Genomic DNA, 12,771 nt, shown 5'->3' on the forward strand with positions numbered 1-12,771 from the left:
CGAGACACCATGAAGGTCAACGAGCTCTATCTGGAGAATTTTCGCAATATCGAGAACGCAACGCTCGAGCTCGATCCGTCGGTCAACCTGCTTCTTGGTCCCAACGGTAGTGGCAAGACCAGCGTGCTGGAGGCGATCTACCTCCTCGGACGTGGCAGATCCTTCCGCACGGCCCAACTCTCCCACGCGATTCAACTGGATCGCTCTGGCTTCCTGGTCCGCGGGCGGTTCTCCAGCGATGCCGATTCGACTCATCTGATCGGGTATCGCAAGGTTCGCGGAGTCAAAGGCTTGGACGGACGGATGGATGGGCAAGCAATATCCCGGCGGGAGGAGGTCCTGGCACTGTTCCCTCTCGCACTGATCAATGGAGAGAGCTACCGACTGGTGGAGGGTGGACCGAAGTACCGCCGGCAATTTGTCGATTGGGGAATGTTTCACGTGAAACGAAATGGAAGGGAGGCGTGGGCTGAGTACCGAAAGGTGCTTCGCCAGCGAAACGCATCGCTCCGAGGTAGTGCCAGCCAGCTTTCCCTGTGGACGCGGGAACTGGCTGAGCGCGGTGAACGGCTGGATACTGAGCGACGTAGCTTCATCGATCGCTTCAACGTCTCATTGCGGAAAATGAGCAGTGTTCTGCTCGGGTTTACCGCGTCGCTTCACTATCGGGCTGGATGGAACGACGCTGGGGAGTTGTATCGAATACTCGAAGAGTCCATCCACCGGGACCGGCAGCTAGGGTTTACCAGGACGGGTCCTCATGGCGTGAACATTACCGTTGAGACTCCCCAGCTGAGTTCCCGCCAGCAGTTGTCTCGGGGCCAGACTAAGCTTCTGGTATTTTCCATGATCCTTGGAATTGTCGATCTACTGAAGAGGGAGAACGGCGCCAGCAGTGTTCTGTTATTCGACGACCTGGCGGCGGAACTGGATGCCGACAACCAAGCGCGGGTGCTTGAGGTTCTCACCCGTCTACACACACAGCTGTTTGTTACCGGGACGGACATCCCTTCGGGGACAGCCACCCTCGCAGCAAAACCAAAAGTGTTTCACGTGAAACACGGAGAGGTCACCGCCGGCGTATCCCATTGAATCCGGTGGAGGTCTGAACCGGACAGGTTGGTAACCTGATATAATGAGCCCGCTTTCCCCCTGGTACAGAAAACATCATGACCGACACCTACGACTCATCGAATATCAAAGTTCTAAAGGGATTGGATGCCGTTCGGAAGCGTCCAGGCATGTATATCGGCGATACGGATGACGGAACGGGTCTGCACCACATGGTGTTCGAGGTGGTGGACAACTCGATCGATGAGGCGCTGGCTGGTTACTGCTCCAATATTACCGTTACGATCCACCGCGATGAGTCAGTCACTGTTACGGATAATGGTCGCGGTATTCCGGTGGACATCCATCCGGAGGAGGGACGTTCCGCTGCCGAGGTGATCCTCACGGTCCTTCATGCGGGCGGCAAATTCGACGACAACTCCTATAAGGTGTCCGGAGGGCTCCATGGTGTGGGGGTGTCGGTGGTCAACGCGCTGTCTGACGAACTGGTGTTGACGATTCGCCGGGGTGGAAAACTTTATCGACAGATCTATCGCCTGGGCGAACCGCAGGCTCCTCTTGAAGAGGTCGGTGAGGCAGACAGCACGGGTACCGAGGTTCGCTTCAAGCCCAGTGACAAGATATTCACCAACATCGAATTCCATTATGAGATCCTCGCCAAACGCTTGCGGGAGCTCTCTTTTCTCAACTCCGGCGTCGCCATCACGCTGACCGATGAGCGGGAAGAGGAGCCGAAGTGCGATCATTTCGAATATGAAGGTGGAATTCGCTCTTTTGTCGAACACCTCAATCGAACCAAGACCCCGTTGAATGGCAATGTCTTTCACTATCGGATGACCGGGAAGGAGGGGATCGAGGTAGAGGTCGCGATGCAATGGAACGACTCCTACCAAGAGAACGTCTACGCGTTTACCAATAATATTCCGCAGCGGGATGGCGGTACTCACATTGCCGGATTTCGCGCGGCCTTGACCCGCACCCTCAACCAGTACATCGAGCAGGAGGGAATTGCGAAAAAGGCCAAGGTGAACATGAGTGGGGAGGACGCCCGCGAGGGATTGACCGCAATCCTTTCGGTAAAGGTTCCGGACCCGAAGTTCTCATCGCAAACCAAGGACAAGTTGGTCTCTTCCGAAGTGAAGCCGGTGGTGGAGTCCACCTTGGCGGAGAAACTGAGCGAGTATTTGTTGGAAAATCCTGCCGATGCCAAGTCCATTGTCGGAAAGATCGTGGAGGCGGCGCGGGCGCGGGAGGCCGCGCGCAAGGCTCGGGACATGACCCGTCGCAAGGGCGCGTTGGATACCGCCGGGCTTCCCGGAAAATTGGCCGATTGCCAGGAGAAGGATCCCGCCCTATCCGAACTCTTCCTGGTGGAGGGTGACTCCGCCGGCGGCTCCGCCAAGCAGGGGCGTGATCGCCGGCATCAGGCGATTCTTCCGTTGAAGGGAAAGATCCTCAACGTAGAGAAGGCCCGTTTCGACAAAATGCTCTCCTCCCAAGAGGTTGCGACGCTGATCACTGCGCTGGGGACCGGTATCGGTAGCGAGGAGTTCGATCCCGATAAATTGCGCTATCACCGCATTATCATCATGACCGATGCCGACGTGGACGGTTCTCATATCCGAACCCTGCTGCTCACGTTCTTCTATCGGCAGATGCCGCAGCTGATCGAACGTGGCCACGTCTATATTGCCCAACCGCCACTCTATAAGGTAAGCAAGGGGAAACGGGAGCGCTATGTGAAGGACGACGCGGAACTCTCTGCTCACCTGCTCCAGTTGGCGCTCAACAACGCCTCTATTGAGGTGGCGACAGGAGGCGCGGTATTGAGCGAGTCGGCGCTGGAGGAGTTGGCGCGAGAGTATTTGGCGGTCATGGCGATGATTGCCCGACTCTCTAGGCGATACCACCAAGAGGTACTGGAGCAGTTGATATCCTTGCCTGCAATTCGATCGAGTCAGTTGGATGATCCGCAGACCATGGAGGAGTGGTATGGCGAGCTGCGCGGGAGGCTCAACGAGATGAGTAGTCCGAAAGCCTATTTCTCCGGTTCGATGGTGCGAGAAGAGGAGGGGGAGTCGATCTTCGAAGTGACCAAACGAAGCCACGGGGTCGTTGTTGCCCACCGTCTGGATCGCGCCTTCTTCTCGTCATCGGAGTACACGCGCATCGCTGCGCTGGCGGAAAAATTGGATGGATTGATCGGCGACGGGGCAATGGTGCGTCGAGGAGAGAAGGAACAACCGGTCAGGAGCTTCCGTGGCGCCATGGAGTGGTTGATGGACGAGGGAAAGCGGGGTCTGGGGATTCAGCGCTACAAGGGGCTTGGCGAAATGAACCCTGAACAGCTTTCCGAGACAACCATGAACCCCGATACCCGCCGCCTGCTTCAGGTTCGGATCGAGGATGGAATAGGTACTGATGAGATCTTCACCACGTTGATGGGAGAGCAGGTGGAGCCCCGGCGCGATTTCATCGAAAAGAACGCTTTGTCGGTGTCCAATCTCGATATTTGATATCTGTTATCTGGGTAACGGGTGAAAAATCCCCGTAAGAATTCCGTAGAAAAGGGGCTTTCAAGCCCCTTTTCTACGGATCAGCTGGAAATTTCTTCCATCTTGCTCTCGATCCACTCCTCCACTTCCCGAGTGATCTCCGACGAGCTCTTCCCGGCTGGATCGATCGCTGGTCCGACGACGATCCGGACGGTGCCCGGATATTTTAGAAAGCTTCCCTTGGGCCAGAATTGTCCGGCGTTGTGAGCGATCGGTACGACCGGGACAGCGGCCTTGCTGGCGAGTACGGCTCCGCCCTGATGGTAGGTTCCCCGAGTACCGGGTGGGACGCGCGTGCCTTCAGGAAATATCATTACCCATTGACCTTGCTGTAGGCGCTTCTTTCCTTTTTCAATCAGTAACTTGAGCGCTTTTCGACCAGCGCTTCGGTCGATGGCGATGGCTCTCATCATCCACAGCCCCCAGCCGAGAAACGGGATCCAGATCAATTCTCTCTTCAGCAGCCAACTGTGGGGCGGAAAGAATTTCTGGAAAGCGAGGGTCTCCCATGCCGACTGATGCTTGGAGAGCAGCACGCCCGGTCCCGCCGGCAGATTTTCCAGCCCGTCGATTCGGTAGCCCACGCCGCACAACCACTTTAGAGAGGCAACATTGAAGAGGGCGAATCCCTTGATAATGTTGAAACGGATGGAGTACGGGAAAGGCAACAGAAGGGGTGTGAGCAGGGAGAAAAAGATCGCCGAGCCCAGCAAACCGCAATTGAAGAGTGCCGAACGAATCAGAATCATCTATTCAACTCTTTGAACTAAAAGCCGTTTATCTAGTCCAAATGGGGCATCAGGAGGGCATCGGCGAAGGAGGCGAGATCGTCGAAGATCGGGATGCCGGTCAGTTCGTCGGCACTCTCCTCGAAGGTCCTTTTCCCCTTTCCGGTGAGTACCAGAATCGGCTGGGCCCCAACGCTGCGGGCGGCCTGAAGGTCGCGTAGGGAGTCTCCGATGGCGGGGACGTCGGTGAGATCCATGTGTAGCCGGGAGGCCAACTCGCGGAAGAGCCCCGGACGGGGCTTGCGGCAGTTGCAGTTCTCCTTGGGACCATGGGGGCAGAAGAGGACGGCCTCGATGACTCCGCCCTGTTCGCCGACCATCTTGTGCATCTTCTCGTGGATCGCGAGCAGTGTTTCGATGTCGAAAAGGCCCCTCGCGACCCCGGACTGATTGCTGACCACCACCACCCGGTATCCAGCGTGGGTGAGGCGGGCGATCGCTTCCAGACTTCCCGGGAGAGGCTGCCACTCGTCCGGCGTCTTGATGAAATCGTCGGAGTCGTAGTTGATCACCCCATCCCGGTCGAGAATCACCAACCGAGCCGTGGTGCTACTCCCTTCGAAAGGGGGCTCTCCTCCCGTCGTTCCAGTGCCTCGACCCGCCATCGTGTTGCTCCGAAGACTAGTTGCCCTGAATCTGGGAGAGATCGGCGACCCGTAGGAAGAGATCGTTCATCCGTCTCAGCAGTGCGATTCGATTGCCGCGCTCGCGGGGATCGTCCGCCATAACCATCACCTCGTCGAAGAAACGGTCAACGGGATCACGAAGCTCCGCAAGCCGGGAGAGCGCCGCCTGGTACTCCCGTCGGTCGAATAGCGGATCGACCTCTTCGGCAAGGGTGAGCAGGCGCGTGGAGAGCGCTCGCTCCGCCGCCTCCGTGAACAGCTCCGGAGCCAGCTCGCTGCGTTCCTCCTCCGCCTGCTTGAGAATGTTGCGGATTCGCTTGTTTGCCGCGGCGAGGCTCTCCGCTTGCGGGAGTAGCATGAAATCCCGGGTCGCATGGATCCGCTTGTCGAAATCCGCCAAAGTGGAAGGGCGCCGCGCCAGCACAGCGTCGAACAGATCCCCGCCAAACCCACCGTCATGGTAGTAGCCCCGCAGGCGCTCCATCATGTAACCGTAGACCTCGTCGGCGACATCCACGGCGATAGGCAGTTGGCTCTGGGCTTCGCGAAGCAGCGCCTCCAGATCCAGTTCGAGGTTTCGCTCCACCAGGATCCGCAGTACCCCAAGCGACGCACGGCGCAGGGCGTAGGGGTCCTTGTCGCCGCTCGGCTTGAGGCCGGCGCCGAAGATGCCTGTGAGGGAGTCCAGCCGGTCGGCCAACGCGAGGGCCATGCCGGTGGGGCTCTGTGGCAACTGATCGCCGGAGAAGCGCGGCCAGTACTGCTCTTCCAGGGCGGCGCACACCTCCTCCGGCTCTCCGGCGTGCTGCGCGTAGTAGCGTCCCATGATCCCCTGCAGTTCGGGGAACTCGAACACCATCTGGGTGAGCAGATCGCACTTTGCCAGTTCGGCGGCGCGGGCCGCGGCGGGGCCTTCGCCCCCGATCAAGCCGGCGATGTGAGCGGCGAGCCCGGCCACCCGTTGGGATTTGTCGAACAGGGTCCCCAGCTTGTCCTGATAGACCATCTTCTTGAGACCCGCCTGGTGGCACTCCAGGCCGTGCTTGCGGTCCTGTTCCCAGAAGAAGGCGGCATCCGACAGCCGCGGGCGGATGACCCGCTCATTACCGGCGCGGACCTGCTCGATGTCCTTGCTTTCGATGTTGGCGATGGTGATGAAGTGGGGTAGCAGGCACCCCCCGTCGTCCACCACCGGGAAATACTTCTGATGCCCTTCCATGGAGGAGATGAGGGCCTCGGCGGGGACCTCCAGGAACTTCTCCTCGTATCCTCCGGCGACCGCCACCGGCCACTCCACCAGTGCGGTCACCTCGTCGAGAAGTGCCTCGTCGATCACTGCGACGCCGCCCAGCCGTCTGCCGGCCTCCATCGCCTGGGCACGAATCGCCTCGCGGCGGGCGGAGAAATCGGCGATCACCCGTCCTTCGCTCTCGAGCAGCGGCGCGTAGGCCGCCGCCTCCCCGAGGTAGAGGGGTTCCGGGTGGTGGAAGCGGTGGCCGCGGGTGTGGCGGCCGGAGGTGACACCAATCACCGAGCCTTCGATCAACTCCTCGCCGAGGAGCATCACCACCCAATGGACCGGGCGAACGAACTCTTCCTTTCGATCGCCCCAACGCATCCGCTTGGGGATGGGCAGGGCGGCGAGCGCCGACTCCACCATCGCCGGCACCAGCTCGCGGGTGGGTTGGCCGGTGACCGTCTGGCGAAAGACCAGCCACGTGCCCTTGGCGGTCTCCATCCTCTCGAGGGCGGAGACCTCCACGCCACAGGAGCGGGCGAAGCCTTGAACCGCCTTGGTGGGGTTGCCGTCGTCGTCGAAGGCCGCCTGTACGGCAGGCCCTCGTCGTTCCTGGACACGATCGGGTTGGTGAGTACCGACTTCCTTGATCAGAACGGCTAGACGCCTTGGCGCGGCGTAGAGAACGACCTCGCCGTGGGTGACTCCGGCCTGGGTGAGGGCGTTGCGCAGCTCCGCGCCGAAGGCGCGGGAGAGGGTGGGCAGCGCCTTCGGCGGCAGCTCCTCGGTGCCGATCTCGACCAGCAGATCGCGACGTTCGCTCATTGCGCGTCCTCCCCTTTCCCATCGCCCAGCATCGGGAACCCGAGGGACTCCCGTCGTTCGTAGTAGGCCTGTGCCACCGCGCGGGCCATGCCGCGGACCCGCAGGATGAAACGCTGCCGCTCGGTGACCGAGATGGCCGAGCGCGCATCCAACAGGTTGAAGGTGTGGGATGCCTTCAGCGCCATTTCATAGGCCGGCAGCGGAAGCCCGGCCTCGATCAGCTTGTGGGACTCCGCCTCGCAAGTGTCGAACCAGCCGAACAGCGCCTCCACCGGCGCATGGTCGAAGTTGAATGAAGACATCTCCACCTCGTTCTGGTGGTAGACGTCACCGTAGCTGATCCGGCCCATGGGACCATCCGTCCAGGTGAGATCATAGACGCTCTCCACCCCTTGCAGGTACATGGCGATGCGCTCCAGGCCGTAGGTAATCTCGCCGGTCACGGGGGAGCAGTCGAGGCCTCCGACCTGCTGGAAGTAGGTGAACTGGGTCACCTCCATGCCGTTGAGCCACACCTCCCAACCGAGGCCCCAGGCGCCGAGGGTGGGGGATTCCCAATTGTCCTCGACGAAGCGGATGTCGTGAATCAGCGGGTCGATCCCCAGGGCGCGCAGCGAATCGAGGTAGAGCTCCTGAATCTCCAGCGGCGAGGGCTTGATCACCACCTGGTACTGGTAGTAGTGCTGCAGGCGGTTGGGGTTTTCGCCGTAGCGCCCGTCGGTGGGACGGCGGGAGGGCTGAACGTAGGCCGCGGCCCACGGCTCCGGACCGATGGCGCGCAGGAAGGTGGCGGGGTGAAAGGTACCCGCGCCGACCTCCATGTCGAGGGGCTGGACCAGCACGCAGCCCCGCTCCGACCAGTAGTCGTTGAGGGCACCGATCATTCCCTGGAAAGTGGAGACGTCGCGTTTCATGGTTCGAAGGATTCGCTATTGGGGGTGTACGGATCGAACGTCAGTGGGCCGTGCGGAAAACAATGTAACTCTCAGCCGGTCCACGAGCTTCATCGGCGAGGCGCGCCTTCGCCGGGGTGGCCGCCCTGCCTCAAGATGGCGCAAGGCTACCGCGTCCTGCTCACGCCCCTCCCCTACACCCCCTGTAGGGGACACCGCCGATGGAGTTCGTGGACCGGCCCGGAGGGCGCCCCGCCGATGCGCCAAGGCCGCGTTGCACTCCTTGGCAAGGACTCGCCATTGCCGGCGGAATGCGTCTTGCGTTGGCGCATTAGCGGGACGCCGAGAGTTACATTATTTTCCGCACGGCCCACCAGAGGTTCAGGCGAAGGGCGAAGTATACCTTTGTAGGGACGGGAAATGCACCGGGCCCTGGCGCGGATTCTGCTACGGATTGGCTACGGCGGGGTTCGCGTCAAGTAGCGGCTGATGGCACCGACTATACGGACAAAGTGCCTGATCCTCTCCGGTCTGTTTCCGCTATGCGCCCGTCGACGCGTTGATGGTGGATCGTCTCGCCACTGACCGCTTCCGGTTTGTCGGCACCTCGCGGAATCGATAGACTTCGCCCCCCTTTTGCACTACCAATCCTTCAGTCGGCGCGGGGGAGCGGGGGAGCGGGGCCGTGCCCCACTCCCGTATCCGCCTACCGCCGTAACCGAGCTGACCTACCTCCGAGTGGACCAAATTCCGATGACCGAACAACGTAAGGCTGTGGCGCTGATCTCCGGTGGCCTCGACTCCCTGTTGGCCACCAGGGTGGTGATGGAACAGGGCGTCCACGTCGAGGGAATCAACTTCTATACCGGCTTCTGCGTCGAGGGCCACACCCATGCCATCCGTCGCCAGGACAAGGAAAAGCCGAAGCGAAACAACGCCCTGTGGGTGGTCGAGACCTTGGGGATCAAGCTGCACATCGTCGATGTCTCCGAGGAGTACAAGGATGTGTTGATCAATCCCAAATACGGCTACGGGGCCAATATGAACCCCTGCCTCGACTGCAAGATCTTCATGGTTCACAAGGCGGTGGAATGGATCGGCAAGAATGGCTTTGACTTCATCGTCACCGGCGAGGTGATCGGTCAGCGGCCGATGTCCCAGCGCAAGGACACTCTGCCCAAGGTAGCCCGTGAGTCGGGGGCGGACGATCTGCTCCTGCGGCCGTTATGCGCGAAGAATCTGCGCCCCACCAAGCCGGAGCGCGAGGGTTGGGTGGACCGCGATGCGCTTTTCGATTTCTCCGGCCGATCGCGCAAACCGCAGATGGCTCTGGCCAAACGGTATGGTATCGAGGACTACGCCCAACCGGCCGGCGGCTGCTGTTTCCTCACCGACGAATCCTATGCCAAGAAGCTGGTGGACCTGTGGGAGACCCGCGGCTCCCGCGAATACACCCTGGATGACGTCATGCTGCTCAAGGTGGGACGTCATATCCGGCCTAACGAACGGTTCAAGCTGATCGTTGGTCGGGAGGAAGGGGAGAACCGTTTCATGGAGGGATATCGCAAACAGTACGTCCATCTCCATGCTGAAAGCCACACCGGTCCGCTTGTGCTCCTCGATGGCGAGCCGACCGACGAGGACCTGGAGCTCGCCGCCCGTCTCACCGCTCGCTTCGGCAAGGGAAAGGGCAGCGATTCGGTGACGGTGGTCGTCCACCATCCTGATGGGACGGACCACCGAATCGACGTGGTGCCGTACCCGCCAACGATTCCGGTGGAGTGGTACGTATGAACCGTGAAACCCTGGATGCGCGTCGCATCCTTTGCCCCCTGCCGGTGATCCGCACCCAAGACAAGGTCGCGGCGATGCAGGTAGGTGACATCCTGGAAGTTACCGCCACCGATCCCGGGGTCAAGATCGATATACCGACCTGGTGCCGCATCAACGGTCACCGTGTGGTGCAGATCGATGAACACGATGACGAGATTGTCGTCACCATTGAAGTTGGATCGTGAACCTTCCAGCTCATGGTGCTCCGATGTCGTCCGAGCCTTGTCCATCCGTCGTTGCGGCGGTCATCTACCGCTTCGGCCTACTGTGCCGGTCCCCTCCTCCATCTACGGGAAAAGGCGAATGTTTCACGCCCAAGCGTGAAACATTCGCCTTTTCCCGTAGGCCTTGGCAGAATGGCGGCCCGGTTGGCGCTTCCCGCCCCGGACATCCCTGTTTCCGCCCCGCGGGGCGCTAGGACGATTCATGGCCAAGATTTTCGCCGTCGCCAACCAGAAAGGCGGGGTGGGCAAGACCACCTCCGCGGTCAATCTCGCCGCCTCCCTGGCCGCCACCCGACAGCGGGTGTTGCTGGTGGATCTCGATCCCCAAGGCAACGCCACCATGGGATGCGGCGTCGACAAGCACGCCTTGGAGCGTTCCAGCTGCGAGGTGTTGCTGGGTGAGGCGACGGTGACGGATGCACGCCAGCCGGTGCTCGACGGTGCCTTCGACCTGCTGCCGGCCAATGGCGACCTGACCGCCGCCGAGGTGGAGTTGATGGGGGCGATGCTCAAGGAACAGCGGCTGCGCGGGGCGCTGGAGAAGGTGCATGGGGACTACGATTTCATCGTGGTCGACTGTCCTCCCTCCTTGAATATGTTGACCCTCAACGCGATGGTGGCGGCCGAGGGGGTGATCATTCCGATGCAGTGCGAGTACTACGCCCTGGAGGGGCTCTCCGCGCTAATGGACACCATCGAACAGATTCGCGATTCGGTCAATCCGGGGCTGCGGGTGGAGGGGATCCTGCGCACCATGTTCGATCCCCGGGTGAATCTGGCGGACGAGGTCTCCGCCCAGTTGGTGGAGCACTTCGGCCAGCAGGTCTACAACACCGTGATCCCGCGCAACGTGCGTTTGGCCGAGGCGCCCAGTTTCGGTACCCCGGTGCTCCACTACGACAAGGCCTCGCGCGGCGCCATGGCCTATTTGGCGCTAGCCGGCGAGATCCTGCGCCGCGCCGATGCGGTGGCGGCTTGATTCGACGATGAAGTTTTCAACGCAAAGGGGCACAGGCGCAAAGAAAGGGGGGAAAGCCCTTCGCTATGGCGCTTTGCGCCCTTGCGCCTTTGCGTTGATCTCTTCCTCTTCCCATCCGGAACCGAGAGACGACTGACGATGGCGGTGAAGAAACGGGGGCTGGGCCGTGGGCTCGACGCGCTGCTCGGGGCGAAAGGGGCGGCGGCCCGGGGTGCCGCCGACGGGAGTGCGGTCGGCGAGACCGGCGGAGTGCAGGCCGAAGGCGATACCCTGCGCCAGCTCTCGGTGGAATTGATCCAGCGCGGCAAGTATCAGCCGCGGATGGTGATGGACCCGGACAGCCTGGAGGAGCTCGCCGCCTCGATCCGCGCCCAAGGGGTGGTCCAGCCCATCGTGGTGCGGCCGATCACCGCCGGCCGTTACGAGATCATCGCCGGCGAGCGGCGCTGGCGAGCCAGCCAGTTGGCGGGGCTGACCGAGATCCCGGCAGTGGTGCGCGAGGTGCCGGACGAGGCGGCCGTCGCCATGGCGCTGATCGAGAACATTCAGCGCGAGAACCTCAACCCGTTGGAGGAGGCCTATGCGCTGCAGCGGCTGATCGACGAGTTCGACATGACCCACCAGCTGGCCGCCGACGCGGTGGGGCGCTCCCGTGCCGCGGTCTCCAATCTGCTGCGGCTGATCGATCTTACCGACGAGGTGAAGCGGTTGTTGGAGACGCGTCGGCTGGAGATGGGGCATGCCCGGGCACTACTTGCGCTGGAGCCGGAACTGCAGGCGGCGACCGCTCGCAAGGTGGCCGACCGCGGCCTCACCGTGCGCGAGACCGAGCAGTTGGTGAAGCGTTTGCAGAATCCGCCGGAGCCGAAGGCGCCGCGACCGGTCGCCGACGAGGTGCGCCGAATCCAAGAGGAGCTCGGCTCCCGCCTCGGGGCCAAGGTGGCGATCCAGTCGGGCAACAAGGGCAAGGGAAAACTGGTGATCAGCTACGACTCGAGCGACGAGTTGAATGGAATCCTTGCACGGATTAAATAAACGGCTACCCTCTTAGGTCTCATGGCGATCCGTATCGTCACCGTTTGGCCGACGCGATACCCGAGGGGAACTGTCGGAAACTACTTACAAAAATTTTCCTATGGACCCCTTAAAGCGTTGACCATCTATTAGCGGATCATTATACTGCCCGCCGTTTTTTGACTGAATTCGCACCTGAAAAAACCGGTGGAGGTTTCCCCTCCGCCGCGTTGGTGCGGGTGGAATGTCCCCTTAGGCCCCGTCGATCGAGCTCCGGCCATCGGCAAACCGGATCGGCACGGCCGGTCCCCGGGAACGACGGACCATGAGTCACGCCGTCAAGGTCCTGCAAGGCTCGCTGCGCAGGCTGATGATCATCCAGGTCGCGCTGGCGCTGCTGACGGCAATTGGTTTCTATATCAACCATGGGGGCATGGTTGGGGTCGCCGCCCTGTTCGGTGGTGCCATCGCGCTGTTCAACTCGCTGATCAGCGCCCGCCAACTGGCCCGCGCGTCACAGAATCGTGACGCCACCCGTCAGATGGCCGAACTCTATTTCGGCGCCGCCATGCGTTTCCTGGCGACGCCTGCGCTGGTGGCGGTCGGCATCGCGGCCCTCGGGCTCAACGCCATCGCCATCATCGTCGGATTTGCCGTGCCCCAGATCGCCTACTTTTTCGGCGACCGGCAGATCGGACAACAGAATTCTCATTAAGTTTGAAATTG

11 protein-coding genes are annotated in these 12,771 nt (G+C 61.3%); 7 read left to right on the forward strand and 4 right to left on the reverse strand.

Annotated elements, in window-relative coordinates; translation table 11 throughout:
• Positions 1 to 9: 9 nt before the first annotated feature.
• Both recF and gyrB read left to right on the forward strand, forming a co-directional pair.
• The gene (gene recF / locus ACYQ2W_RS03075) at positions 10 to 1,092 is read left to right on the forward strand and encodes a DNA replication/repair protein RecF (protein ID WP_459863128.1); all 1,083 of its coding nucleotides are present in this window, start codon (positions 10 to 12) and stop codon (positions 1,090 to 1,092) included.
• A 77-nt stretch (positions 1,093 to 1,169) separates the two neighbouring features.
• Positions 1,170 to 3,587 carry a DNA topoisomerase (ATP-hydrolyzing) subunit B gene (gene gyrB, locus ACYQ2W_RS03080; protein ID WP_459863129.1) on the forward strand — a complete coding sequence of 806 codons (2,418 nt, stop codon included), beginning with the start codon at positions 1,170 to 1,172 and terminating at the stop codon, positions 3,585 to 3,587.
• A gap of 80 nt (positions 3,588 to 3,667) precedes the next feature.
• Here the strand turns inward: gyrB and ACYQ2W_RS03085 are convergent, their stop codons facing one another.
• From ACYQ2W_RS03085 to glyQ, 4 genes are all read right to left on the reverse strand, one after another.
• Positions 3,668 to 4,375 (reverse strand): lysophospholipid acyltransferase family protein, encoded by a 708-nt coding sequence (locus tag ACYQ2W_RS03085; RefSeq protein ID WP_459863130.1) that lies wholly within the window; start codon positions 4,373 to 4,375, stop codon positions 3,668 to 3,670.
• A gap of 32 nt (positions 4,376 to 4,407) precedes the next feature.
• On the reverse strand, positions 4,408 to 4,950 hold the full coding sequence (gmhB, locus tag ACYQ2W_RS03090; RefSeq protein WP_459863131.1) for a D-glycero-beta-D-manno-heptose 1,7-bisphosphate 7-phosphatase: 543 nt from the start codon (positions 4,948 to 4,950) through the stop codon (positions 4,408 to 4,410).
• An 85-nt stretch (positions 4,951 to 5,035) separates the two neighbouring features.
• On the reverse strand, positions 5,036 to 7,102 hold the full coding sequence (glyS, locus tag ACYQ2W_RS03095; protein WP_459863132.1) for a glycine--tRNA ligase subunit beta: 2,067 nt from the start codon (positions 7,100 to 7,102) through the stop codon (positions 5,036 to 5,038).
• Positions 7,099 to 8,016: a glycine--tRNA ligase subunit alpha gene (glyQ, locus tag ACYQ2W_RS03100; RefSeq protein ID WP_459863133.1), complete on the reverse strand. Its 918-nt coding sequence runs from the start codon at positions 8,014 to 8,016 to the stop codon at positions 7,099 to 7,101. Before glyQ ends, glyS begins: the two co-directional genes overlap by 4 nt.
• Positions 8,017 to 8,748: 732 nt before the next feature.
• On the opposite strand from glyQ, the gene ACYQ2W_RS03105 reads away from it, so the two are divergent.
• The 5 genes from ACYQ2W_RS03105 (at position 8,749) to ACYQ2W_RS03125 (ending at position 12,760) form a co-directional block, all read left to right on the forward strand.
• The gene (locus tag ACYQ2W_RS03105; protein ID WP_459863134.1) at positions 8,749 to 9,789 is read left to right on the forward strand and encodes a tRNA (5-methylaminomethyl-2-thiouridylate)-methyltransferase; all 1,041 of its coding nucleotides are present in this window, start codon (positions 8,749 to 8,751) and stop codon (positions 9,787 to 9,789) included.
• Positions 9,786 to 10,013, forward strand: coding sequence for a sulfurtransferase TusA family protein (locus ACYQ2W_RS03110; protein ID WP_459863135.1), 228 nt, complete (start codon positions 9,786 to 9,788; stop codon positions 10,011 to 10,013). Before ACYQ2W_RS03105 ends, ACYQ2W_RS03110 begins: the two co-directional genes overlap by 4 nt.
• A 241-nt stretch (positions 10,014 to 10,254) precedes the next feature.
• Positions 10,255 to 11,031, forward strand: a complete 777-nt coding sequence (locus ACYQ2W_RS03115; protein ID WP_459863137.1) for a ParA family protein — start codon at positions 10,255 to 10,257, stop codon at positions 11,029 to 11,031.
• A 138-nt stretch (positions 11,032 to 11,169) separates the two neighbouring features.
• Positions 11,170 to 12,066, forward strand: a complete 897-nt coding sequence (locus tag ACYQ2W_RS03120; protein WP_459863138.1) for a ParB/RepB/Spo0J family partition protein — start codon at positions 11,170 to 11,172, stop codon at positions 12,064 to 12,066.
• A 304-nt stretch (positions 12,067 to 12,370) separates the two neighbouring features.
• Complete coding sequence (locus ACYQ2W_RS03125; protein WP_459863139.1) at positions 12,371 to 12,760, forward strand: ATP synthase subunit I; 390 nt, start codon at positions 12,371 to 12,373, stop codon at positions 12,758 to 12,760.
• Positions 12,761 to 12,771: the final 11 nt, after the last annotated feature.

It is taken from the genome of Endothiovibrio diazotrophicus (assembly GCF_054657215.1).

Excerpts from the sequence above, each read along its gene's own strand:
- recF (WP_459863128.1), top strand. The coding sequence starts at position 10 with ATGAAGGTCAACGAGCTCTATCTGGAGAATTTTCGCAATATCGAGAAC.
- gyrB (WP_459863129.1), top strand. The coding sequence starts at position 1,170 with ATGACCGACACCTACGACTCATCGAATATCAAAGTTCTAAAGGGATTG.
- ACYQ2W_RS03085 (WP_459863130.1), bottom strand. The coding sequence starts at position 4,375 with ATGATTCTGATTCGTTCGGCACTCTTCAATTGCGGTTTGCTGGGCTCG.
- glyS (WP_459863132.1), bottom strand. The coding sequence starts at position 7,102 with ATGAGCGAACGTCGCGATCTGCTGGTCGAGATCGGCACCGAGGAGCTG.
- glyQ (WP_459863133.1), bottom strand. The coding sequence starts at position 8,016 with ATGAAACGCGACGTCTCCACTTTCCAGGGAATGATCGGTGCCCTCAAC.
- ACYQ2W_RS03105 (WP_459863134.1), top strand. The coding sequence starts at position 8,749 with ATGACCGAACAACGTAAGGCTGTGGCGCTGATCTCCGGTGGCCTCGAC.
- ACYQ2W_RS03110 (WP_459863135.1), top strand. The coding sequence starts at position 9,786 with ATGAACCGTGAAACCCTGGATGCGCGTCGCATCCTTTGCCCCCTGCCG.
- ACYQ2W_RS03115 (WP_459863137.1), top strand. The coding sequence starts at position 10,255 with ATGGCCAAGATTTTCGCCGTCGCCAACCAGAAAGGCGGGGTGGGCAAG.
- ACYQ2W_RS03120 (WP_459863138.1), top strand. The coding sequence starts at position 11,170 with ATGGCGGTGAAGAAACGGGGGCTGGGCCGTGGGCTCGACGCGCTGCTC.
- ACYQ2W_RS03125 (WP_459863139.1), top strand. The coding sequence starts at position 12,371 with ATGAGTCACGCCGTCAAGGTCCTGCAAGGCTCGCTGCGCAGGCTGATG.